Below are 21561 nucleotides of genomic sequence, written 5' to 3' on the forward strand. Positions count from 1 at the left end.
CCGATTCGTTTTCGCCGCTCCGCCGGTCTGTACCGGTGAACGATCCATCGGTGCGTGCCGGTGGACGATCCACCGGTGCCTGCCGGTGAACGAAGGGAGCGGGGATGGCCATCACGACGGACCGCGACGAATTCGTACGACTGACCGATCCGTACCGACGGGAGCTTCTCGCCCACTGCTACCGCATGCTCGGGTCGGTCGACGACGCCGAGGACCTCGTCCAGGAGACCTATCTGCGGGCCTGGCGGTCGTACGAGGGGTACGAGGGCCGGGCGTCGGTGCGCACCTGGCTGCATCGGATCGCCACGAATACGTGTCTGACGGCCCTGGAGGGCCGTGTGCGCCGCCCGCTGCCCTCCGGGCTCGGCGGGCCCTCAGAGGGGCCTGAGGAGCCTCTCCCGGCCCCTGCGACGGATGTGCCGTGGTTGCAGCCGCTGCCCGACGCGCTCGTCGACCCGGCGACGGTGGTGGCGGCCCGGGGGAGTCTGCGGCTCGCGCTCGTCGCCGCGCTGCAGAACCTGCCGGCGCGGCAGCGGGCCGTGCTCATCCTGCGGGATGTGCTGGCCTGGCGGGCGCCCGAGGTCGCCGCCCTGATCGGCACCTCCACGGCGGCCGTCAAGAGCAGCCTCCAACGCGCGCGTGCCCGGCTCGACGAGGTGGCGCCCGACGAGGAGCTGGTGACCGAGTCCGACGTCCCCGGGGACCGCGAACTGATCGACCGCTACATGGCGGCCTTCGAACACGCCGACATGGACGCGCTCCTGGGGCTCCTCCAGGACGGTGTCGAACTGGAAATGCCTCCCTACTTGGAGTGGTTCAGCGGCAAGAAGGACGTGCTGCGGTTCCTGGAGACCCGGGCACACATCAGGGGAGGGCTGCGGATGCTTCCCACGCGCGCGAACGGGCAGCCGACCGCGGCCATGTACCAACGCGGCGCCGACGGCGTCTTCAGGGCCCACTCCCTGCAGGTGCTCACCGTCGGGCGAGCGGTCGAAGGGGCGGTCGGGCGAGTGGCCGAGGACGCTGGGATCGCGCGCATCACCGTCTTCCTCGACCCGGGGCTGTTCGCACGCTTCGGGATGCCGGCGGTGCTGTCGTGAACACCGGGGAACTGCTGGAGCGTTCGCTCGCGTACGCCCTGGGAAGCGTTTCCGCCGTCGTACCCGGGAGCCTGGAGCGGGTCACACCCTGCGCGGAGTGGGACCTGAGGGAGCTGCTCGGGCACCTCGACGACTCGCTGGACGCCTTGTACGAGGGACTCACGGGCAGGCCCATCGGGCTCTTCCCCGGAGGGCTCTTCCCGGGAGGGCTCTTCCCGGAAGCGGCCTCCGATCCGGTCTGTGGCTTCCGCAGGCGCGCCTGCGCCGTGCTCGGCGCCTGGGCCGCGGGGCCCCCGGACACCGTGGTCGTGGGTGACCGGCCGCTGGACGCCCGGGTGATGACGGCCGTGGGTGCCGTGGAGATCGCCGTGCACGGCTGGGACGTGACCCAGGCCTGCGGTCGGGCGCGGCCGATTCCCTCCGCGCTCGCCGTCGAACTGCTGCCCGTGGCACGGTGCGTGGTCGCGGACGAGGATCGCGGCGTGCGCTTCGCGGAGCCCGTCGCCGTGCCGCCGTCCGCCCAGCACTGTGACCGGCTGCTCGCCTTTCTGGGACGGCTTCCCGAGGCGCCGCGATTCCTTTCCGGTCCGGGCCCGGTCTGCCTTCCGTGAGTGATCCCTCTACCTCACGGAAGGAACCGTCATGGCTGACATCCTGCGTGCCCCGGTCCGCGCACCGGCCGCCGGTGCCGCGCCGCCGCACCGCGCGTGGACCGTCGTACTGGCCGGACTCGGGGCACTGCTCTGCTCCCTCGACGTGGTCGTCGTCGCCACCGCGCTGCCCGCCCTGCGGGCCGACTTCGGGGCGAGCCTGTCCGACCTGGAGTGGACGATCAACGCGTACAACCTCGTCTTCGCCTGCCTCACCCTGACCGGCGCGGCGCTCGGCGACCGCTTCGGACGGCGCCGCATGTACGTCGTCGGGCTCGCCGTCTTCACGCTGGCCTCGGCCCTGGCGGCACTCGCGGGCGGTCCGGGGCAGCTCATCGCCGCACGCGTGGTCCAGGGCGCCGGAGCGGCCGTCCTGCTGCCGCTCACGCTGACCCTGATCAGCGAGGCGTTCCCGGCCGAGAAGCGGGGCGTCGCGATCGGCGTGTGGGGCGGGGTGACCGGGCTCGGCGTGGCCGCGGGGCCCGTGCTCGGCGGCGCTGTCACCGAGGGCCTGTCCTGGCAGTGGATCTTCTGGCTGAACGTGCCGACGGGGCTCGCGATGCTGCCGCTTGCTGCCCTCAAGCTGCGCGAGAGCTACGGTCCCCGTCCCCAACTCGACGTCGTGGGGCTGCTGTTGGCCGCCGTGGGCCTGACCGGTCTCGCCTGGGCGCCGGTGCGTGCTCCGGAGGCGGGCTGGGGGAGCACCGAGGTGCTGGGCGCGCTGGCCGTCGGCGTCGTCTTCGTGGCGGCCTTCCTCGGCTGGGAGCGGTCGCGGGCGCGCTACCCGATGCTGCCGCTCGCGCACTTCAGGAGGCGCGGCTTCGCCACCGCCAACGGGGCGGCGTTCCTGACCTTCATGTCGCTGCTCGGCTCCCTCTTCATGATCACGCAGCTGTTCCAACTCGGCCTGGGCGAGTCCCCGTTGCAGACCGGCGTCCGGATCCTGGTGTGGACCGGCATGCCGCTGCTGGTCGCGCCGCTCGCGGGCGCGCTCGCCGACCGGTTCGGGAACCGGCCCTTCATGCTGACGGGCCTCGTCCTGCAGGCGGTCGGCCTCGGGCTGCTGGCCCGCCAGGTGGAGCCCGGCGTCGGCTACGGCAGCCTGGTCGTGCCGCTCATCGTCGCGGGCATCGGCATCTCCATGGTCTTCCCGACCGTCGCGAACGCCGTGACCTCGTCGGTGCCGCCCGGGGACGCGGGCGTCGCGGCCGGCGTCAACAACGCGCTGCGCGAGCTGGGCGGTGTCTTCGGAGTCGCCGTCGCCGCCGCCGTGTTCACGCGGTACGGGGGCTACGGCTCGGCGGAGTCCTTCGTCGACGGGTGCGGACCCGCGCTCTGGGTCTCGGCGGGGGTCGCTGCCGCGGGGGCAGTGGTGGCGGCGTTCGCGCCGGCGCGCGCCCGGGCTCAGAGCCTGGATGCTCCCCCCGCCGGGGCTCGAAAGCCGGATGTCTCCCACGCCCGGGCTTCGGGCTGACACCTTCCGCCGCCCCGACCTCAGGGGCTGACAATTTTCGCGCACCGGGCTCGAATCACCGTCAATTCCCCACGCCCAGGGGCTTGTAGACGCTCACCCACCTCTTTATAGTCGTAATGACTATTAGTCGATCTGACTATTAATGGGAGGTGGGTGGGCGTGCTCGCACGGGAAGGCCGCGCGCCCGGCGGCAAGGCACCCGAGGGCTACGACAAGTACGCGTTCGAGCCTTTCGCCGTCACCGTCGACCTGGCCGTCCTGACGGTCCGCGGGGGAGTGCTTCAGGCGCTGCTCGTCGAGCGGGGCCAGGAGCCGTACGCGGGCCGCTGGGCACTGCCCGGCGGCTTCGTGCTGCCGAACGAGTCCGCGGAGACCGCGGCCCGGCGTGAACTCGCCGAGGAGACCGGCCTGTCGGACGTCTCCGGACTCCATCTGGAGCAGCTGCGGACCTACACGGAACCCGACCGCGACCCCAGGATGCGGGTCGTCTCCGTCGCGTACGCCGCGCTGCTCCCGGACCCTCCCGAGCCGCGCGGCGGCGGTGACGCGGCGCAGGCCCAGTGGCTGCGGTACAACGCGCTCGGTCCGCTCGCCTTCGACCACGACCGGATCCTCTCCGACGCCCACGAACGTGTCGGCGCCAAGCTCGAGTACACCTGTCTCGCCACGTCCTTCTGCCCGCCCGAGTTCACCCTCGGAGAGCTGCGGCAGGTCTACGAGACCGTGTGGGGCACCGCCCTCGACCGGCCCAACTTCCGGCGCAAGGTCCTCGCCACGCCGGGCTTCGTCGAACAGATCCCCGGTGCCGCGCGCCTCACCGGAGGCCGCGGCAAGCCCGCCGCGCTCTACCGGGCGGGCGGTGCCAAAGCCCTGCACCCACCCCTGCTGCGTCCCACTTCGGAAGGACGGCCCTCATGACCACCACGACGCTCGCGAAGCGCGCCGCCACCGGTTCCCTGATCGGACTCGCGCTGGGCGACGCGCTCGGGTTCCCGACCGAGTTCAACTCCGTCCCGGCGATCCTCGCCAAGTGCGGGCCCTGGCGGCAGATGAAGCTGCCCAGGCCCGCGACGGTCACCGACGACACGCAGATGACGCTGGCGCTGGCGCGGGGGCTGCGCACGGCCATGGACCGCGGTCTGCTCGGCCCGCTGCGGATGGAGCGGCCGGTGCGCGAGGAGTTCGTGAACTGGTACCAGTCGCCCGACAACAACCGTGCGCCCGGCCGCACCTGCCTCGTCGCCTGCAACCTCCTGAAGAACGAGAAACGCCGCTGGCAGGAGGCCAGCCAGATCGGCTCCAAGGGCTGCGGCGCCAACATGCGCGTGGCGCCCGTCGGGCTCGTACGCGGGCTCAGCGACGAACAGCGCGCGGGCGCCGCGCAGTTCCAGGCCGCGCTCACCCACGGGCACCCGACGGCACTCGCCGCGGCCGACCTGACGGCACACGCGATCTGGCTCCTCACCCAGGGCGCCGAACCGATGGGACTCGTCGGCCGGCTGCGGTCGTACGCGTACGAGAACCGGCATCGCTACCACTCCCGCTGGCTCGGCGACCTGTGGACCTACAGCGAGGACTCCTCGCCGGAGCAGTTCATCGCCGGCGGCTGGGACGAGTGCCTGGGCGCCCTGGACGACCTCCGGCACGCCGTGCGCACCGTCTCGCCCGAGACCGACCCGTGCCTGGCCACCGGCGGGGGCTGGATCGCCGAGGAGGCGCTCGCCACCGGCCTGTTGTGCTTCCTGCTCTTCGTCGACGAACCCGTCACCGCGCTGCGCCGCGCCGCCTGCACCTCCGGCGACTCCGACTCCATCGCCTGTCTGACGGGCGCCTTCGCGGGCGCCCACCACGGCTCGGACGCCTGGCCGACGGAGTGGGCCGACCGCATCGAGTACCAGGGCGACCTGATGTCGCTGGGGGCGCTCTGGGACGCTTGAGGGATGACTGACGACGTCCTGGACATCGACCTCGCGGCAGTGGTGGCCGAGCAGCCGGACCCGGTGCTGTTCGCCACCGTCTCCGGGGCGCACCTCTACGGCTTCCCCTCGCGTGACTCCGACGTCGACCTGCGTGGCGTCCATCTGCTGCCGACCGCCGCCCTGGTGGGGCTGCGCGAGCCCGAGGAGACCCGGTCGCGGATGTGGGACCGGGACGGCGTCGAGATGGACCTGGTCACGCACGACCTGCGCAAGTTCGTACGGCTGATGCTGCGACGCAACGGCTATGTGCTGGAGCAACTGCTCTCACCACTGGTCGTGCACACCAGTGAGGCACACCGCGAGCTGGTCTCGCTCGCCCCCGGCGTCCTCACCAGCCATCACGCGCACCACTACCGGGGCTTCGCGGTGACGCAATGGCGGCTGTTCGAGAAGACCGGCGAACTGAAGCCGCTGCTCTACACATTCCGCGTGCTGCTCACCGGCATACACCTGATGCGCAGCGGCGAGGTGCAGGCCGATCTCCCCTCGCTGATCGGGCAGGTCGAAGCTCCCGCGTATCTGCCGGACCTGATCGCCGCGAAGGCGGAGCAGGAGCACGGAGACGCGGACGTCGGCCACGCGCGCGTGCGGGACGACGTGGAGCGGCTGCACACCCTGCTGGACGAGGCACAGGACGCCTCAGCGCTGCCCGACGCCCCGACTGTGTACGACGCCCTGCACGCGTTCGTCGTACGGGTCCGTCTGGAGGGGGTCCTGGGCGGCGGCCTGGAGGGCTGAGGCGCGGCGCACCCGGATCAGGAAGTCCTCGACGCGGGCGTGGTCCGGCTCGGGTGGGAGGGGGCTCCGCGCGGCCGCCTCGTCGGCCTCCGTCGCCAGGCGGGACATCCAGGTCTCGACCTCCGGCCAGGAGACCTCGCCCCGCTTCACCGCGAGCAGCGGCGCGCGCTGGTCGCCGACGTCGATCGTCAGGGCGCCGGTGCGCAGGAGGTCGCGGGAGCTCATGAGGAGGCGCAGGAGGTGCATGGCGTGCTTCCAGCGGGGCGCGCCGTGCCGGCGTACGTCGGCTTCCAGCTTCTTGTGCTGGCCCAGGGCGTAGCGGGCGAACGTGTCGTGCGCACGGTGGGAGAGGAACGCCTCGCGGAGGGCGAGGAGTTCGCGGCCCGTGTCGTCGGCGTATTCGACGAGCGGCGAGTGCAGGCACTCCAGGATGTTCGGGTTGGCGCGCAGCGCGAGGGCGCAGAAGCGCTCCAGCTCCCAGCTGAACTGCTCCTCGGCCGGGCCCTCGACGTGCGTCGGCGGCTTGTCGAATCGCCAGAAGAGCGGTGTCGGGGCGAGGAACACGCCCCGGCGGTCCGTGTCGCTGGTGTCCGTGGCCAGACCGAAGGCGCGTGAACCCATCACGCAGGAGTAGATCGTGTGGTCGCGCACCAGGGCCTCGTGGGCAGGCTCCAGAGCCTCGGAATCCATGCCCCGGAGCGTACGTGCCCGGTCAGGCCAGGCGGATCGAATTTCCCTCCACCGTGATCTTCTTCGCGGGCAGCGGACGCGTGGCGGGCCCATGGACCACCGAAGCGTCGGTGATGCGGTACTTGCTGCCGTGGCAGGGGCAGTCGATGGTGCCGTCCGCCACCTTGTTCACCGTGCAGCCCTGGTGGGTGCAGATGGCCGAGAAGCACTTGAACTCGTCCTTCTTGGGCTGGGTGACCACGACCTTCTTGTCCTTGAAGATCTTGCCCCCGCCGACCGGGATGTCGGACGTCTTGGCGAGTGCGTCCCCACCGGCCGCCGCCGGGGAGGCGTTGGTGCTGCTATTGCTGCTGCTGTTGTCGCCGTACTTGCTGCACCCCACGAGCAGGACGGCGGCTGCGCCTGTTCCAAGAACCGTGCGCCGCGCAGGGGGGTTGGTCATGTCGTCACTCCGAACGTGCGGAAGAACCAGAGAGCCGACGTGAGCCAGATGGCCGTGAGGACGACGAAGACGAGTCCCCCGACGAGTGGCAGCAGCCAGCCGGGCAGTCGCTCCGAGCGGAGCAAGAGCATTTTTGCACTGAATGCCCCAAAGAAGAAGCAACCCAGAAGCGAGTGCCACAGCACGCGCGGCTCGTAGGTCTGATAGCCCAACGCGTACAGACAGTGCACCGCGACGGGCACCGCCACCAGGAAAGCGATCCGCCCCGACCAGCGGTGCAGCACCGGCGCCCAGCTCGGCCCCGGCAGCTTCCCGTACACCATGAACGCCGACACGAGCTGGACGAGCGCGAAGGCGAACGCCGTCGTCGCCAGCCACGACTTCACGGCGCCCGTGCTGCTGAAGCCGGCGAGGTTGAAGGCGGTACCCGCCGGGTCGTGCGCCTTGCCGTATACGCCGAGGCCGACCGCGACCGCCGCGGCGACCAGGGCCGGGACGAGATAGCGGGCGGCCCCGGCGCGGCGGTGGGCGGGCTGGGGCGAGGGGAAGCCCTGGGTGGCGGCGTTCGGGTCCACGGTCATGATCGGCTCCCTGCGGAGGAGGGGGTCGGAACGGGAGGCGGGGCTGGGTCAGGGGGTGACGGGCCGTGCGGTGAGCTGTTCGCCGTCGATCGTCACGGCGCCGGTCTCCGGGTCGATCCGGGGCGCCGCCGAGGGCTTGCCGTCGCGGTCGAGGATGCCGACCTGCTTGCCGCCGGGCAGCACGATCCAGCCGCCGTCGAGCTTGGCGCCCCTGACGGTGGCCGTCGCCCGGTACAGCCCGGACGGCCTGACCGCCTTGTCGGCGGTGAAGCCGTAGCGCTGCCCGCCCAGGTCGACGGTGCCGCGGATGCTCCTGCCTTCCTTGAGCGATCCGTTCAACTCGGCGCCGTGCTTGCCGGTGAGCTTCATGGTGCCGTCGTCCTTGACGTCGCCCTTCAGCCACGACTCCTTGTCGTGTCCGTCGCAGAAGTACGCGATCGCCTTGCCGTCGCGCAGCGAGACGGCGACCGCGGAGGAGTCGTCGTCGGTACGGCCGGCGTAGTCGGCGTTGGGCGGAGCGCTCTTCGAAGGAGTCGGTGACGGCGTGGTCTTCGTCGGCGACGAACTGGGCGGCGGGCTCGGCGACACCTTGACGCCGGGCGACTCCTCTCGGTACGACGACGCGCTCTTCGTCCCCGTCGTCGCGTTGAGTGACAACATGAACACGCCGAGCAGCAGCCCCGCGAGAAGGGTGAGAAGGGGTCCTGGACGCTTCATTACGGGCCTCCCCCGAGGCGAGTCTCCTGCCATGAGAGCGGACCCGCGCCCGCGCGTCCAGAGGCGCACGGGCGCGTTCTCACTACAAGTAGCGGAATAGGGCGATTCGAGTGACATTGACAGGTTCTGGGGTCGGAAGGTGGCCTTCCCCCGGCCGCGCTCTCGAAAGGCGTGATCATGGCGGGTAACGATCTCGGCAGCCTGCTCGGCGGTCTCCTCGGCGGAGGCGGCCAGGGCGGTACCTCCCGGCGGCAGCATCCTGGCCTCGCTGCTCGGGGCCCTCATGAAGGGCCAGGGCGGCGCCGGCGGGAGCAATCCGCTCGGCGGGCTGATGGACATGCTGACCAGGTCCGGGCTGACCGAGGAGGCGCAGTCCTGGGTCGGCACCGGGGAGAACAAGCCCGTCAGCGGCGAGCAGGTCGCCCGGGCGCTGCCCGGCGACGCGCTCCAGAAGGTCGCGGCCGAGGCCGGTGTCACCCCGGAACAGGCCGCGGACCAGATCGCGCAGACCCTGCCCCAGGCCGTCGACAAGCTGACCCCGGGCGGAGAGCTCCCGCAGGCCGGCACATCCCTGGAGGACCTCATCAAGCAGCAGTCGCTCTGCGCCCTGATCCGTGCGCGGTGGCCGTCTCGTCAGGCGGGCGCCGCGCACCCGCGCGTTGCCGGCTGACTACGCTGGTGTGACAAGACGTGCAGGTAGATCAGCGAGGAGTATCACCGTGGCGGTACGAGCGGTCCGGGGCGCCGTCCAACTGGAGCGGGACGAGGCCGGGCACATGGACGAGCAGGTCAGCGAGCTGCTCACCGCCATCCTGGAGCGGAACGGCCTCACCACGGACGACCTGATCAGCATCTGGTTCACCGCGACGCCCGATCTGCACAGCGACTTCCCGGCGGCCGCGGCGCGCAAGCTCGGCATCGTCGACGTACCACTGATCTGCGCGCAGGAACTGGACATCGAGGGCGCGATGCCCCGTGTCGTACGGGTCCTCGCGCACATCGATTCCGACCGGCCGCGCGCCGACATCGTGCACGTCTACCTGGGCGCCGCCGGCGCGCTGCGCAAGGACATCGCCCAGTGAGGACCGCGCTCGTCATCGGAACCGGGCTGATCGGTACGTCGGCGGCGCTCGCGCTGGCCGCGCGCGGCGTCGTCGTGCACCTCGCCGACCACGACCCGGAGCAGGCCCGTACGGCGGCCGCGCTGGGCGCCGGCACGGACGAGGTGCCCGAGGGGCGCGTCGACCTCGCGATCGTGGCGGCCCCGCCCGCGCATGTGGCCGCGACGCTCGCGGACGCCATGCGGCGCGGGGTCGCCCGCGGCTACCTCGACGTGGCCAGCGTCAAGGGCGGCCCGCGCCGCGAGTTGGAGGCGCTCGGCCTCGACCTCTCCTCGTACATCGGCTCGCACCCCATGTCCGGCCGTGAGAAGTCGGGTCCGCTGGCCGCCACCGGTGATCTCTTCGAGGGGCGCCCCTGGGTCCTGACGCCCACCCGGGACACGGACACCGAGGTCCTCAACCTCGCGCTGGAGCTGGTCTCGCACTGCCGTGCCGTGCCCGTCGTCATGGACGCGGACGCCCACGACCGTGCGGTCGCGCTCGTCTCGCACATGCCGCACCTGGTGTCCAGCATGGTCGCCGCGCGCCTGGAGCACGCTGAGGAGGCGGCGGTACGGCTCTGTGGTCAGGGCATCCGTGACGTGACCCGCATCGCGGCCTCCGACCCCAGGATGTGGATCGACATCCTCTCCGCGAACCCGGGGCCGGTCGCCGACCTCCTCGCGGACGTCTCCGCCGACCTCGACGAGACCGTGCAGGCCCTGCGTGCCCTCCAGTCCTCCGACGAGTCCAAGCGCCGTGAGGGCGCCGACGGCATCGAGGACGTGCTGCGTCGCGGCAACGCGGGACAGGTCCGCGTCCCCGGCAAGCACGGCTCCGCTCCGCGCGCGTACGACGTCGTGGCCGTTCTCATCGACGACCAGCCCGGGCAGCTGGCCCGTATCTTCGCCGACGCGGGGATGGCCGGCGTCAACATCGAGGACGTACGGATCGAGCACGCGACCGGGCAGCAGGCCGGTCTGGTGCAGCTGATGGTGGAGCCCAAGGCGGTGCCGGTGCTGAGCGCGGCGCTGCGGGAGCGGGGCTGGGCGTTGCGGCAGTAGGTGCGTGGGGGGCCGCCGGCGGCAGGGCGGTTTTCGCCCCCTCCCGTCCCGTATCTGGGGGGCTCCGCCCCCTAGCCCCCCGTATCGGGCTGACGCGCTCGTCCTCAAACGCCGGACGGGCTGAAACCCCCGATCGCAGCGCCGTGCCGGGCGGCTCGGTGTACCCAGTAACCTTGTGCGGGGCGCGTTCGTGTCCCGCACATACCCACCACCCCGTACCAGGAAGGTGTCCGTCACCGTGGAAAAGGCCGCCCGGACCGCCCCGGCTGTGATTGTCGCCATCGACGGACCCTCCGGCACTGGCAAGTCGAGCACCTCGAAGGCCGTCGCCGCGCAGCTTGGGCTGAGCTACCTGGACACGGGGGCCCAGTACCGCGCGATCACCTGGTGGATGGTCAACAACGGGATCGACATCACGGACCCGTCCGCGATCGCCGCCGCGGCCGAGAAGCCGGAGATCATCTCCGGCACCGACCCGTCCGGGCCGACGATCACCGTCGACGGCACCGATGTCGCGGGCCCGATCCGGACGCAGGAGGTCACCTCCAAGGTGAGCGCGGTCAGCGCGGTGCCCGAGGTGCGCGCCCGGATCACCGAGCTGCAGCGCTCGCTCGCCGGGTCCGCGGAGCACGGTATCGTCGTCGAGGGCCGGGACATCGGCACCACCGTGCTGCCGGACGCCGACCTGAAGATCTTCCTCACCGCGTCCCCGGAGGCGCGTGCCGCCCGCCGCAGCGGTGAGCTGAAGGGCGCCGACGTGCACCAGACGCGCGAGGCCCTGCTCAAGCGCGACGCGGCCGACTCCGGCCGCAAGACCTCCCCGCTCGCCAAGGCGGACGACGCGGTCGAGGTGGACACCTCCGACCTCACGCTCCAGCAGGTCATCGAGTGCGTCGTCACCCTCGTCGAGGAGAAGCGGGCCGCCAAGTGACCGCACCCTCCGAGAGGGGCGCCGAGGTAGGGCGCCGGATCGGCGTCGGCCTGATGTACGGGCTGTGGAAGCCGCGGGTGCTCGGCGCCTGGAAGGTCCCCGCGACCGGCCCGGCGATCCTGGCCGTGAACCACTCGCACAACATCGACGGCCCGATGGTCATGGGTGTGGCGCCCCGGCCCACGCACTTCCTGATCAAGAAAGAAGCGTTCATCGGCCCGCTCGACCCCTTCCTGCTCGGCATCGGCCAGCTGAAGGTGGACCGCCAGACCACCGACCGCACGGCCATCACCCAGGCGTTGGGTGTCCTGGACAACGGCGGCGTCCTGGGAATCTTCCCGGAGGGCACCCGCGGCGAGGGCGACTTCGCCTCGCTGCGCGCCGGGCTCGCGTACTTCGCCGTACGCAGCGGGGCGCCGATCGTCCCGGTGGCGGTGCTGGGAAGTTCCGAGAAGAGCAGCCGGTTGATAAAGGGGCTGCCCCCACTGCGCAGCCGGGTCGACGTCGTCTTCGGCGACCCCTTCGAGGCGGGCGACGGCAGTGGACGGCGTACGCGCAAGGCGCTGGACGAGGCGACCGCCCGCATCCAGAAGCAGCTCAGCGCCCACCTGGACCACGCCAGGCGTCTGACCGGACGCCGGGAAAACGCCGGGCGCCCCACCGGGCACTAGGCGACACTTGAGTAGTGGATCACCCGATATGCGGGCGGTCCACCGATCACCACGAATGAACGACGAGGTACGGACTTCATGAACGACGACATCCAGCCCGAGGGCTCGGCAGAGCACGACCACGGGGCGCTCGGCGATGCCGAGTACGCGGAGTTCATGGAGCTCGCCGCGGAAGAGGGCTTCGACATCGAGGATGTCGAGGGCGCCATCGAGGAGGCGGGCCACGGCCCGCTGCCCGTTCTCGCCGTCGTCGGCCGTCCCAACGTCGGCAAGTCGACCCTGGTGAACCGGATCATCGGCCGCCGCGAGGCCGTCGTCGAGGACAAGCCCGGCGTCACCCGCGACCGCGTCACCTACGAGGCCGAGTGGGCGGGCCGCCGCTTCAAGCTCGTCGATACCGGCGGCTGGGAGCAGGACGTCCTCGGCATCGACGCGTCCGTGGCCGCGCAGGCCGAGTACGCGATCGAGGCGGCCGACGCGGTCGTCTTCGTCGTCGACGCCAAGGTCGGCGCGACCGACACCGACGAGGCGGTCGTACGCCTGCTGCGCAAGGCCGGCAAGCCCGTCGTGCTGTGCGCCAACAAGGTCGACGGCCCGAGCGGCGAGGCCGACGCCTCCTACCTCTGGTCCCTCGGTCTCGGTGAGCCGCACCCCGTCTCCGCGCTGCACGGCCGTGGCACCGGCGACATGCTGGACGCCGTCCTGGAGGCCCTGCCCGAGGCCCCGGCGCAGACCTTCGGCGCCGCGGTGGGCGGCCCCCGCCGCATCGCCCTCATCGGCCGCCCGAACGTCGGCAAGTCCTCGCTGCTCAACAAGGTGGCGAACGAGGAGCGCGTGGTCGTCAACGAGATCGCGGGCACCACCCGTGACCCGGTCGACGAGCTGATCGAACTCGGCGGTGTCACCTGGAAGTTCGTCGACACGGCGGGCATCCGCAAGCGCGTCCACCTGCAGCAGGGCGCCGACTACTACGCCTCGCTGCGCACGGCCGCCGCCGTCGAGAAGGCCGAGGTCGCCGTCATCCTGATCGATGCGTCCGAGACCATCTCCGTCCAGGACCAGCGCATCGTGACCATGGCCGTCGAGGCCGGGCGCGCGATCGTCCTCGCCTTCAACAAGTGGGACACCCTCGACGAGGAGCGCCGCTACTACCTGGAGCGCGAGATCGAGACCGAGCTCCTCCAGGTGGCGTGGGCGCCGCGCGTCAACGTCTCGGCGCGCACCGGGCGGCACATGGAGAAGCTCGTCCCGGCGATCGAGACGGCCCTGGACGGCTGGGAGACCCGCGTCCCGACCGGCCGGCTGAACGCCTTCCTCGGCGAGCTCGTCGCCGCCCACCCGCACCCGATCCGCGGCGGCAAGCAGCCCCGCATCCTCTTCGGTACGCAGGCGGGCACCAAGCCCCCGCGCTTCGTGCTCTTCGCCTCCGGCTTCATCGAGCACGGCTACCGGCGCTTCATCGAGCGCCGACTGCGCGAGCAGTTCGGCTTCGAGGGCACGCCGATCCACATCTCGGTTCGGGTGCGCGAGAAGCGCGGCGCCAAGAAGTGACGTAGCGACAACCGGCAAGGACAATAACGGGTAAGGGGCGGCTCCCCAGGAGCCGCCCCTTACCCGTGCGTGTCTCAGAGCCCCCTACGGGGTGCGGGCGGCAGCGCCGCCGGGATGTGAAGCATCCCCGTGTTGTGCTGCCGCCCGCTCGTCTGCCAGATCGCGGTCGCCGTCGCGGTCTGACCGTGCTGCGCTCCACTCTGACGTGCGGAGTGCGCCCCCGCGCTGTACGAGCTGTAGGAGTTGTACGAGCTCGACACACCAGACGAACTCATGCCGCGCGGGAGGCTCCCGAAAGCCGTGAAGCCCAGGTTCTCTTCGCCGTGCCGGTCGCCGGGCAGGGCCTTGAAGGATCTGACCCACTCGGCGGAGAGCGCGTCGTAGATCGGCGTGGCCGAGGGGCCGCCGGGAGGATCCTGAGCCGGTCGCGCCGGGGGTACCTCCCTGCTCGAACGAAGTGGAGAGCTTGGGGGAGGGCTCGCCTGGAAGGCCTGGCGGCGGGGGACGTCGTAGGTGTGCACGTATGTGCCAACGACCCCGCCGCCCAACGGATGCGGCCACCGTGTCGCTTTCGCAGGTCAACCGGAGTGTGCCCGGCGCACTTTCGGGCTGTCCGAGCTCCGGTCGGGGCTCGGGTCCGGGCCCGAGCCCCGACCCGGGATCGCGATCGGGCTCCGGTCCGGGCTCCGATCCCGGGCTCCGGCTCAGGTCCCCGCGAGCGGCATCGCGGCCGCGACGAGCTTGCCGTTGGCCGCCGCCTTGTCCAGCGCGTCGCGCAGCAGGTCCTCGCGGGGCTGGCGGCCGATCGAGCCGACCGGGGCGGCGAACAGGAGCACCTGCTGGTGCTTGTTGGCGGCCGCCCGCCAGCTCTCGGCGACCTGCAGCGCCTGGTGCGCCTGCCACCAGGCGACGTGCGAGCCGCCGCCGGTGCCCGGCTGCAGCACGGCGTGCAGCTGGCCCATGGCGAGCAGCACGGACCAGCCGTGCAGCACCGGCGGCACCGAGTTCAGCTCGGTCACCGGCATGAAGCCCTGCTCGATGAGGAGGGGCAGGAAGTCGTCGCCGACGTCGGTCGAGCCGGGGCGCACGATGGGGCCGGTCGGCTCGACGACGAGCGCCGGGTGCAACTCGCCGTTGATCAGGACGAGTCCGCTGGTGACACCGAGCACGGCCTGCTCGGGCGCGGCCTCGACGGGCGGGCCGTCGGGGTTGATCGAGCGGACGGCGCCCTGCAGCTGCTCCTCGGTGACCTGCACGACCTGTGAGGGCAGGCAGGTGGCGTGGGCGAAGGCGAGGACGGCGGTCTCGTCGCCGATGAACAGGACGGTGCTGGTGCGCTCCTGTTCCGAATCGCCCGGGGTGCGGCAGGACGTGCAGTCGTAACTGCCGGGGGCGTTCTCTCCGGCGAGCAGCCGGTCGGCTTCTTCGTCGCCGATCTCGGCGCGTACGTCGTCGCTGACGTCGAGCATGCGCGGCACGGTGGCTCCTCGGGATGCGGTGCGTGGCGGTGCCGGGTGGCTCCCGGCCCATGACGCCGGGGGGTCCCCGGCTCATGAAGATGACAACGGGCGATCTGTGGCCGGAGTCACGCCCGAGAGCGAACGGAATCGAACCATCCGACGCGCAGGGTGAGGTGACCTGCGGAATCGGTTACTCCGAGTCAACTTCTCGGACTGCCAGGCAAGTTGAGGCGGTGAAGTGGGTCACAGATCGCCAGGGTGACTGGTCGACAAATCAGGAAATCACCTAATGAAGTGGGTGGCCGAAAATCGACGATACTCGCGGTAACGGCGAACTGGCCTCGAATGACAAGGAGTTGGTTGATATCGGGGCGACAAGCTCCCTAGATTTCTCGGCCGTGTGCAACGAGCACCGCTCGGGTACGTCCGCCGGCCGCACCAAGCCAGCTCGCAGCACAGCCTCCGGCGGACGGGGCGGAGCGCGACGACCGCGTCCTATGCGCAGGGAATCGTGCCCCGCCTTGGGGGATCCCGGGCGTTTCGAGAGGGAAATACATGTCCGCATGTGCCGAGAACACTCATAAGGCTCGTACGACGACCAAGGCTCGTACGACGGCGGTCCTTGCCGGGGCGGCACTGCTCGCCCCGCTCGGACTGCTCGCCGCGACCGGCAACGCCGCAGCGGCCGACAGTGGAGTGTGGGACCGCATCGCGAAGTGCGAGAGCGGCGGGAACTGGCACATCAACACCGGCAATGGCTACTACGGAGGACTCCAGTTCTCCGCCGGCACCTGGCGCGCGTACGGCGGCACCGCCTACGCCTCGACCGCAGACAAGGCCTCCAAGGCCTCGCAGATCGCCGTCGCCACCAAGGTCCAGCGCGCCCAGGGATGGGGCGCGTGGCCCACCTGTTCGGCGCGCGCCGGAGCGTACGGCAACGCGCCGGCGTCCTCGGGCGCCGGGTCGGCCGAACGGTCGGCCGCCACGAAGTCAACACCCAAGTCGGCCCCGTCGAAGTCGAAGCCGTCGAAGGCGCCGGCACGTCCGTCGGGCCACACCAACCGCGGCTCCTCCCGCGGCGACTACACCGTCCGCAGCGGAGACACGCTGAGCGGTATCGCCGCGCGGCACGGGACCACCTGGCGGAAGATCTACACCGCCAACCGGGTGGTCATCGGCGGTGATCCCGATCTGATCGTGCCCGGGCAGCGGCTCGACTTCTGAGTCCCGCTCCCCCGGTCCCGGGTACGGGGCCCCACCCGGTCCTCCGACCGGGTGGGGCCCCGGCCGCATCGGGCGCGGCTCAACGGGCATGCCGGGCGCGCTGCTTAGCGTGGCCGGATGTTCCTGATGCCGACCACGCGGATCGTGCCGACCCTGTCGACCAGGCGCGTTCGGTACGCGGCCGTGGTCGCCGCCGTCCTGGCCGTCCTCGTCCCTCCTTCGGGGGCGTCCGCCGCGCCGCCGCCTCCGCTTCCCGGCCCCCACTCGGTACGAGTGCCATACGACTGCGCGAAGGACCAGTGGCCCTGGGCCTGCATCGCCGACTGCGAGAGCGGCGGGCGCTGGGACGCGAACACCGGGAACGACTTCTACGGAGGGCTGCAGTTCTGGCAGCCGACCTGGAAGGAGTTCGGGGGACTCGTGTACGCCCCGCGGGCCGATCTCGCCACGCGCGAGCAGCAGATCAAGGTCGCCGAGGAGGTGCTCGCCATCCAGGGCTGGGAGGCCGCCTGGCCCGTCTGTGCCAAGAGGTACGAACTCCAGGGCCGTATGCACGTGGTGAAGGCAGGCGACACGCTCTCGTCCATCGCCCGCAAGTACCAGGTCAAGGGCGGCTGGAAGGCGCTGTACAAGGCCAACAAGCAGATGATCGGCAGCGATCCGCGTCTGATCAGCGTGGGCACGCTGCTGGTCATCCCGAAGGGTTCGGGCGGCGCCCGGTACGCGAACCCGGCCCTGTTCGGTCCGCCCCTCGCTCCGCTGTCCCCCACGTCCCCCGTGCGACCTCGGCCGCCTCTCCGCTGAACACGACGGCGCCACGGCGCAGTTCATGGACGTACGTCGTCCGGCCCGTCCGCTCGCGCAGGCCGGGCGGCAGCCGCTGTTCGGCGACCACTACGCACGCGTCGAGGCCGCTCAGCAGTTCGTACGTCCGTGCCGCGACCGACGGCGACATGCCCTGCGCGGGTTCGTCGACGAGCACCACGCGCGCGCGTGCCAGCAGGGCGCGCGAGAGCGCGAGCATCCGCTGCTCGCCGCCGGAGAGGGTGCCGGCGCGGCGGGGGAGGAGGGGCTCCAACTGGGGGTAGGCGTCGAGGGCGGCGGTGTGGTCGCCCGCGGCCAGCTCCAGATTCTGGCGGACGGTGAGCGAACCGAAGACGGCCCGGCGCTCCGGGACGAGACACAGTCCGCGCCGGGCGCGTTCGTACGCGGGCAGGCGCGTCACGTCGGCGCCGTCCCAGACGACGGCGCCGGCGGACAGCGGCACGGTTCCCGCGAGGGCGCGCAGCACGGTCGTACGGCCGGAGCCGTTGCGGCCCAGCAGCACGGTGAGGCCGGGGCCCGGCGCGACGAGGGTCACGCCGTGCAGGGCCTCCAGGGGGCCGTAGCGCACGCGCGCGTGGCGCAGGGCGATGCTCATCCGCCGGCCCTCGTCTCCAGTACCCGGTCGGCGGGGCCGGAGGTGACGATCCGCCCCGCCGCCATGACATGGACCGTATGCGCCAGGTCGGCGACCAGGTCGAGGTCGTGCTCGACGACGAGCAGGGCCATGCCGTCCGCGGCGAGGGCACGCAACACACGGGCCAGCGCGGTCACTTCGCCGGTGTCGAGTCCGGCTGCGGGCTCGTCGAGCAGCAGCACGCGCGGACTCCCGGCGAGCGCCCGCGCCAGCTCGACGCGCCGGAGCGTGCCGGTCGGCAGCCCCGCCGCGGGCAGCGCCCGCACCGGTCCGTCGAGCCCGAGCAGCCGCAACGAGCGCTCCACCGCACCCGGATCGGCGATCCGTCCCTGTTCGGCGCCCACGCGGACATTTTCAGCCACGGTCAACGAGGGGAAAACCGCCAGTTGCTGAAAGGTCCGCGCCACCCCCAGCCGGGTGCGGGCGTGCGCGGCCGTCCGGGTGATGTCCCGCCCCCCGAGCAGCACCTGCCCGCCCGAGGGGCGCAACGTCCCGGCGAGACAGTGGAAGAGGGTGCTCTTTCCGGCGCCGTTGGGTCCCACGACTGCCGTGACGCGCCCCGGACGGAGGTCGAGGGAGACTCCGTCGAGGGCGGTGAAGCCGCCGTAGGCGACGTGAAGTCGGCGGGCGGTCAGGGGCTGGTGGGGGGCGGGTTCGACAGGGGGGCGTGAACGGCGGGGGCCGCCGGCCGCGGGGCGTGCGGCCGGAGCCGGTCCCGTGGAGCTCGGCCGTGGTGCGACGTCCCCGGGCGAACGTGCCGTAGCGGGCGTCGTCCGTGGGCGGCCCAGCGGTTGGTGGAGCTCATGGTCGGGCGTGTCGTCGTGTGGTGGTGGGGTGTCGGCCGGTGGGTGCGGGGGACCGCCCAGCTCTTCGCCGCGGGGTGGTGTGGCGTCGTCCGGGTGGTCCGGGTGGTCCGGGTGGTCCGGGGGCTCTCCCCGCTCCTGGGCGGGAGTCTCGCTCAGCGGCTGTGCCGTGCTGTCCGGCCGCTCGGTCTCCCGCGCCGTCCGGCCTGTGCCGGGCCATACGGTCGCGCTGGGCCATCCGGTCGCGCTGGGCGCAGGGGCGGCGGGCTCCAGCGGCGTGTTGCTCGGGCGGGCGGGCTCCAGCGGCGTGTCCCTCGGGCGGGCGGGTTCGGTCGGGGCGTGTTGGGCGCTCTGCGGTTCGGGCGTCTTCGGGTGGCGCCGCACGGTCGGCCGCGGTGCCGGGCCACTTGGCCGGCCGGACTCGTCCGGACCGGACGCGGGTGCCGCGCGTGCTCCCGGGCGCCTTCCCGAAGCTCCCGGTGCGTTCCTTCCCGCGTTCGCCACCGAGGTCGCCCCCGTGGGCACAAACGCTCCGGCTCTCCTCGGCTCCACCGGCCGCAGTTGCCGCCGGACCCGTGCCCCCAGGGGTGTCAGCGTCGCCCGGCGGCGCAGTCGCAGCCGGGAGCCCGCCGCGCGCAGCGCTTCGTAGGGGCCTCCGGGGAAGCGGCCGACGAGGACGGCCAGTACGCCGATCAGGGCGGCCGCCACGCCGCCGCGGGCGCCCGCGTCGAGCCCCACCAGGAGGGCCGCGGCGGCCAGGGCGCCCAGGACGCTGTCGGCGCCGAGGACGAAGACCGCCGCGAACCAGAGCAGCCCGCGTACGGGGTCGTACGCCGTGGCATCGAAGGCGCGCAGGCCCATCCCGAGCATGCCGCCGCCGAGCGCGGCCAGGGCGGCGCCCGCGACGAACGCGGTCAGTTTCAGGGCGGGGACCCGGACGCCCGCCGCCGAGGCGCCCGACTCGTGGTCGCGCATGGCGGCCAGGGCCCGGCCCGTACGACCCCGGCGCAAGGCGTTCGCGGCCAGCAACGCGGCGGCCAGCAGGGCCAGTTCGAGCAGGTAGTAGGCGCGGTCGCCGTCGAAGCCGGCCGGACGGTCGAGGGACAGCCCCGACGTGGCGTACGGCTGGGCGAAGACGAAGCGGCTGACGCCCACGCCGACCGCGAAGGTGGCCAGCGCGAGGGCGAGGCCGTGGCGGCCGATGGCCGGCCAGCCGGTCAGGACGCCCAGCGGAGCGACCAGCATCACGGCCACCGCCAGCGCGGCGAGTTCGGGGAGGCGCGGCAGGCCGGGGAAGCGGCCCGCCGCCAGCAGCGCCGTGAAGAGGGCGCCCAGACCCGCGTACGCGGCCTGCCCGAGCGAGATCTGGCCGCCCCGGCCCGTCACGACGACCAGGGACAGCAGCACCACGCCCAGCGCCGGGACCTGCACCGACGTATGCAGGTCGGAGCCGGCGAATCCGAGGGGCAGCAGAAAGAGGACGACCGCCACGATCCACGCGCCCGGCGGCGTCGCCACGCGGGCCGTCGCCGAACGCGGGAGCGCGTCGCGGGTGCCGATGCCGGGGAGGACGAGCGCCGCGATCAGCAGTGCGACCACGAACAGGTTCGCGCCGACCGCCTGGAGCAGCGGTTCGGCCCAGCCCGAGGGGTGCAGGCGGGTCAGCTGGCTCTGGGCGACCCCGATGCCGAGTGCCACCACGACGGCGACGGGGAGGCTGCGCATCCGGGCGGCCACCGCCACGGCCATCACCTCCATGACGAGCAGCGGCATGCCGTACGGGTCGAGGCGCACATAGGGTGCGAGCAGCACGCCCGTCAGACCCGCCGTGAACGAGCCGAAGGCCCAGCCCGCCGCGGCCACCCGGTCCGCGTCGATACCGCCGAGGACGGCGAGCGAGCGGTCGTCGACGACAGCACGCAGCTCCGTGCCGAACCGGGTCCAGCGCGTCAACGCGCCGACGCCGACGGCCAGCGCGACGGCCACCGCCAACTGCCCCCAGGGATCCGCCGACACCAGCGTCGGCGCGTCCGCGCGCGCTCCGGTGCCCCACACCAGGGCGGCCCCGCCGACCAGCAGGACGAAGACGCCGATGGACGCGACGAGCGTCTGGGCCGGGTCGCCGCCCAGCACGGACAGCGGGCGGAAGACGAAGCGTTCCAGGACCGTCCCGATGGCCGGGGCCACGACAAGGAGGGTCATGGCGGCGCCGAGCGCGAGCGGCCAGCCCCACTCGACCGTGAACTGGCGCAGCAGATACGCGCACACCATCGCGATCGCGCCGTGCGCGAAGTTGAGCACGCCGGTCGCCCGATGGGTGACGATCAGTCCGATCCCGGTGAGCGCGGCGGCACTGCCGACCGAGAGACCGGCGAGCGTGAGGTCGTACGTCAGCGACGCCATCAGTCACCCGGATCTGCGGCGGACGGCTCACAGATCGGGCACGGCCCCAACTCCCCGCTCGCCAGCACCCGCGAGTCCACCGGCACGGCCTCCGGCTTCCCGGCGACCAGCGGACAGTCCGCGCGGTGCCACAACGTGCCGCCCGGCACCATCAGCAGCTCGCCGCTGACGGCGAGGGGCGCGGCCGCCACCTGCCCGGACTCGTCCACGTCGGCGGGCTCGGCCGCCACGAGCAGCCCGTACAACTCCTCGACGCGCGCCGCGGCCAGCGCGTTCCTGCCGTGCGTGAGCAGCACCGCGCCCGCGATGATCAGCGCGGCGCCGGGCACCGTGCACGACGCGAGGTACGGCAGTTGCCGCTCCGCGTACCGCTCGCCCGAGATGCCGTACCAGCCGATGACGCACAGCACCGCTCCGGTGGCGAGCGCGGCCCACCCGGCCCACAGGACGGGGTGCACGGTCCGCAGTCGAGCTGTCCGCATCCGGTCTCCCAGACGTCGTATGTCTGTCCATGCCAGCCAATG

23 protein-coding genes are annotated in these 21561 nt (G+C 72.2%); 14 read left to right on the forward strand and 9 right to left on the reverse strand.

The window, feature by feature from the left end:
* Window positions 1–104 precede the first annotated feature (104 nt).
* The 6 genes from ACZ4RZ_RS13745 (at window position 105) to ACZ4RZ_RS13770 (ending at window position 5941) form a co-directional block, all read left to right on the forward strand.
* The gene (locus ACZ4RZ_RS13745) at window positions 105–1100 is read left to right on the forward strand and encodes a sigma-70 family RNA polymerase sigma factor (protein WP_467744385.1); all 996 of its coding nucleotides are present in this window, start codon (window positions 105–107) and stop codon (window positions 1098–1100) included.
* Entirely contained in the window at window positions 1097–1711 is a 615-nt protein-coding gene (locus tag ACZ4RZ_RS13750; RefSeq protein ID WP_467744386.1) for a TIGR03086 family metal-binding protein, read from the forward strand. The genes ACZ4RZ_RS13745 and ACZ4RZ_RS13750 overlap by 4 nt, the downstream gene beginning before the upstream one ends.
* Before the next feature lie 31 nt (window positions 1712–1742).
* Window positions 1743–3224 (forward strand): MFS transporter, encoded by a 1482-nt coding sequence (locus ACZ4RZ_RS13755; RefSeq protein ID WP_467744388.1) that lies wholly within the window; start codon window positions 1743–1745, stop codon window positions 3222–3224.
* Window positions 3225–3383: 159 nt separating this feature from the next.
* A complete protein-coding gene (locus tag ACZ4RZ_RS13760) occupies window positions 3384–4142 on the forward strand; it encodes an NUDIX hydrolase (protein ID WP_467744390.1) in 759 nt (252 codons plus the stop codon).
* Window positions 4139–5161 carry an ADP-ribosylglycohydrolase family protein gene (locus ACZ4RZ_RS13765; RefSeq protein ID WP_467744391.1) on the forward strand — a complete coding sequence of 341 codons (1023 nt, stop codon included), beginning with the start codon at window positions 4139–4141 and terminating at the stop codon, window positions 5159–5161. The genes ACZ4RZ_RS13760 and ACZ4RZ_RS13765 overlap by 4 nt, the downstream gene beginning before the upstream one ends.
* A 3-nt stretch (window positions 5162–5164) precedes the next feature.
* On the forward strand, window positions 5165–5941 hold the full coding sequence (locus ACZ4RZ_RS13770; RefSeq protein WP_467744393.1) for a nucleotidyltransferase domain-containing protein: 777 nt from the start codon (window positions 5165–5167) through the stop codon (window positions 5939–5941).
* On the opposite strand, the gene ACZ4RZ_RS13775 is transcribed toward ACZ4RZ_RS13770, so the two are convergent.
* From ACZ4RZ_RS13775 to ACZ4RZ_RS13790, 4 genes are read right to left on the reverse strand one after another with little or no spacing between them, the layout of a single operon-like run.
* Window positions 5843–6631 carry a nucleotidyltransferase domain-containing protein gene (locus ACZ4RZ_RS13775; RefSeq protein ID WP_467744394.1) on the reverse strand — a complete coding sequence of 263 codons (789 nt, stop codon included), beginning with the start codon at window positions 6629–6631 and terminating at the stop codon, window positions 5843–5845. The genes ACZ4RZ_RS13770 and ACZ4RZ_RS13775 overlap by 99 nt on opposite strands.
* A 22-nt stretch (window positions 6632–6653) precedes the next feature.
* A complete protein-coding gene (locus tag ACZ4RZ_RS13780; RefSeq protein WP_467744395.1) occupies window positions 6654–7073 on the reverse strand; it encodes a Rieske (2Fe-2S) protein in 420 nt (139 codons plus the stop codon).
* Complete coding sequence (locus ACZ4RZ_RS13785) at window positions 7070–7654, reverse strand: DUF6529 family protein (protein WP_467744396.1); 585 nt, start codon at window positions 7652–7654, stop codon at window positions 7070–7072. Before ACZ4RZ_RS13785 ends, ACZ4RZ_RS13780 begins: the two co-directional genes overlap by 4 nt.
* A gap of 48 nt (window positions 7655–7702) precedes the next feature.
* Window positions 7703–8371 (reverse strand): hypothetical protein, encoded by a 669-nt coding sequence (locus ACZ4RZ_RS13790; RefSeq protein ID WP_467744397.1) that lies wholly within the window; start codon window positions 8369–8371, stop codon window positions 7703–7705.
* 283 nt (window positions 8372–8654) lie between these two features.
* Between ACZ4RZ_RS13790 and ACZ4RZ_RS13795 the strand changes: the two genes are divergently transcribed.
* From ACZ4RZ_RS13795 to der, 6 genes are all read left to right on the forward strand, one after another.
* A complete protein-coding gene (locus ACZ4RZ_RS13795; protein WP_467744398.1) occupies window positions 8655–9041 on the forward strand; it encodes a YidB family protein in 387 nt (128 codons plus the stop codon).
* Between the two features lie 49 nt (window positions 9042–9090).
* Window positions 9091–9453 (forward strand): chorismate mutase, encoded by a 363-nt coding sequence (gene aroH / locus ACZ4RZ_RS13800; protein ID WP_467744399.1) that lies wholly within the window; start codon window positions 9091–9093, stop codon window positions 9451–9453.
* On the forward strand, window positions 9450–10535 hold the full coding sequence (locus tag ACZ4RZ_RS13805) for a prephenate dehydrogenase (RefSeq protein WP_467744401.1): 1086 nt from the start codon (window positions 9450–9452) through the stop codon (window positions 10533–10535). Before aroH ends, ACZ4RZ_RS13805 begins: the two co-directional genes overlap by 4 nt.
* A 238-nt stretch (window positions 10536–10773) precedes the next feature.
* Window positions 10774–11466, forward strand: a complete 693-nt coding sequence (cmk, locus tag ACZ4RZ_RS13810; protein ID WP_467744402.1) for a (d)CMP kinase — start codon at window positions 10774–10776, stop codon at window positions 11464–11466.
* Complete coding sequence (locus ACZ4RZ_RS13815; protein ID WP_467744404.1) at window positions 11424–12137, forward strand: lysophospholipid acyltransferase family protein; 714 nt, start codon at window positions 11424–11426, stop codon at window positions 12135–12137. Before cmk ends, ACZ4RZ_RS13815 begins: the two co-directional genes overlap by 43 nt.
* Before the next feature lie 78 nt (window positions 12138–12215).
* Window positions 12216–13688: a ribosome biogenesis GTPase Der gene (der, locus tag ACZ4RZ_RS13820; protein ID WP_467744406.1), complete on the forward strand. Its 1473-nt coding sequence runs from the start codon at window positions 12216–12218 to the stop codon at window positions 13686–13688.
* A gap of 74 nt (window positions 13689–13762) precedes the next feature.
* On the opposite strand, the gene ACZ4RZ_RS13825 is transcribed toward der, so the two are convergent.
* Window positions 13763–13963, reverse strand: a complete 201-nt coding sequence (locus ACZ4RZ_RS13825; protein WP_467744407.1) for a hypothetical protein — start codon at window positions 13961–13963, stop codon at window positions 13763–13765.
* Window positions 13964–14392: 429 nt separating this feature from the next.
* Entirely contained in the window at window positions 14393–15166 is a 774-nt protein-coding gene (locus tag ACZ4RZ_RS13830; RefSeq protein WP_467744408.1) for a hypothetical protein, read from the reverse strand.
* Between the two features lie 537 nt (window positions 15167–15703).
* Between ACZ4RZ_RS13830 and ACZ4RZ_RS13835 the strand changes: the two genes are divergently transcribed.
* Window positions 15704–16372: a transglycosylase family protein gene (locus ACZ4RZ_RS13835; protein WP_467744410.1), complete on the forward strand. Its 669-nt coding sequence runs from the start codon at window positions 15704–15706 to the stop codon at window positions 16370–16372.
* A gap of 117 nt (window positions 16373–16489) precedes the next feature.
* Window positions 16490–17176 (forward strand): transglycosylase family protein, encoded by a 687-nt coding sequence (locus ACZ4RZ_RS13840; protein ID WP_467744411.1) that lies wholly within the window; start codon window positions 16490–16492, stop codon window positions 17174–17176.
* Here ACZ4RZ_RS13840 and ACZ4RZ_RS13845 read toward each other — a convergent pair.
* Genes ACZ4RZ_RS13845 through ACZ4RZ_RS13855 form a run of 3 tightly spaced genes read right to left on the reverse strand, consistent with a single transcriptional unit; the run spans window position 17064 to window position 21519 of the window.
* Window positions 17064–17792 (reverse strand): ABC transporter ATP-binding protein, encoded by a 729-nt coding sequence (locus tag ACZ4RZ_RS13845; RefSeq protein WP_467744413.1) that lies wholly within the window; start codon window positions 17790–17792, stop codon window positions 17064–17066. The two genes, ACZ4RZ_RS13840 and ACZ4RZ_RS13845, sit on opposite strands and share 113 nt — an antisense overlap.
* Window positions 17789–21037 carry a branched-chain amino acid ABC transporter permease/ATP-binding protein gene (locus ACZ4RZ_RS13850; RefSeq protein ID WP_467744415.1) on the reverse strand — a complete coding sequence of 1083 codons (3249 nt, stop codon included), beginning with the start codon at window positions 21035–21037 and terminating at the stop codon, window positions 17789–17791. Before ACZ4RZ_RS13850 ends, ACZ4RZ_RS13845 begins: the two co-directional genes overlap by 4 nt.
* Window positions 21037–21519, reverse strand: coding sequence for a hypothetical protein (locus tag ACZ4RZ_RS13855; protein WP_467744417.1), 483 nt, complete (start codon window positions 21517–21519; stop codon window positions 21037–21039). Before ACZ4RZ_RS13855 ends, ACZ4RZ_RS13850 begins: the two co-directional genes overlap by 1 nt.
* Between the last annotated feature and the right edge of the window lie 42 nt (window positions 21520–21561).

This window comes from Streptomyces sp. NPDC027189 (assembly GCF_055566975.1).

Excerpts from the sequence above, each read along its gene's own strand:
- ACZ4RZ_RS13785 (WP_467744396.1), bottom strand. The coding sequence starts at position 7,654 with ATGACCGTGGACCCGAACGCCGCCACCCAGGGCTTCCCCTCGCCCCAG.
- ACZ4RZ_RS13755 (WP_467744388.1), top strand. The coding sequence starts at position 1,743 with ATGGCTGACATCCTGCGTGCCCCGGTCCGCGCACCGGCCGCCGGTGCC.
- ACZ4RZ_RS13790 (WP_467744397.1), bottom strand. The coding sequence starts at position 8,371 with ATGAAGCGTCCAGGACCCCTTCTCACCCTTCTCGCGGGGCTGCTGCTC.
- ACZ4RZ_RS13850 (WP_467744415.1), bottom strand. The coding sequence starts at position 21,037 with ATGGCGTCGCTGACGTACGACCTCACGCTCGCCGGTCTCTCGGTCGGC.
- ACZ4RZ_RS13795 (WP_467744398.1), top strand. The coding sequence starts at position 8,655 with ATGAAGGGCCAGGGCGGCGCCGGCGGGAGCAATCCGCTCGGCGGGCTG.
- ACZ4RZ_RS13775 (WP_467744394.1), bottom strand. The coding sequence starts at position 6,631 with ATGGATTCCGAGGCTCTGGAGCCTGCCCACGAGGCCCTGGTGCGCGAC.
- ACZ4RZ_RS13855 (WP_467744417.1), bottom strand. The coding sequence starts at position 21,519 with ATGCGGACAGCTCGACTGCGGACCGTGCACCCCGTCCTGTGGGCCGGG.
- ACZ4RZ_RS13780 (WP_467744395.1), bottom strand. The coding sequence starts at position 7,073 with ATGACCAACCCCCCTGCGCGGCGCACGGTTCTTGGAACAGGCGCAGCC.
- ACZ4RZ_RS13845 (WP_467744413.1), bottom strand. The coding sequence starts at position 17,792 with ATGAGCATCGCCCTGCGCCACGCGCGCGTGCGCTACGGCCCCCTGGAG.
- ACZ4RZ_RS13745 (WP_467744385.1), top strand. The coding sequence starts at position 105 with ATGGCCATCACGACGGACCGCGACGAATTCGTACGACTGACCGATCCG.
- ACZ4RZ_RS13840 (WP_467744411.1), top strand. The coding sequence starts at position 16,490 with ATGTTCCTGATGCCGACCACGCGGATCGTGCCGACCCTGTCGACCAGG.
- der (WP_467744406.1), top strand. The coding sequence starts at position 12,216 with ATGAACGACGACATCCAGCCCGAGGGCTCGGCAGAGCACGACCACGGG.
- ACZ4RZ_RS13765 (WP_467744391.1), top strand. The coding sequence starts at position 4,139 with ATGACCACCACGACGCTCGCGAAGCGCGCCGCCACCGGTTCCCTGATC.
- ACZ4RZ_RS13825 (WP_467744407.1), bottom strand. The coding sequence starts at position 13,963 with ATGAGTTCGTCTGGTGTGTCGAGCTCGTACAACTCCTACAGCTCGTAC.
- ACZ4RZ_RS13770 (WP_467744393.1), top strand. The coding sequence starts at position 5,165 with ATGACTGACGACGTCCTGGACATCGACCTCGCGGCAGTGGTGGCCGAG.
- ACZ4RZ_RS13835 (WP_467744410.1), top strand. The coding sequence starts at position 15,704 with ATGTCCGCATGTGCCGAGAACACTCATAAGGCTCGTACGACGACCAAG.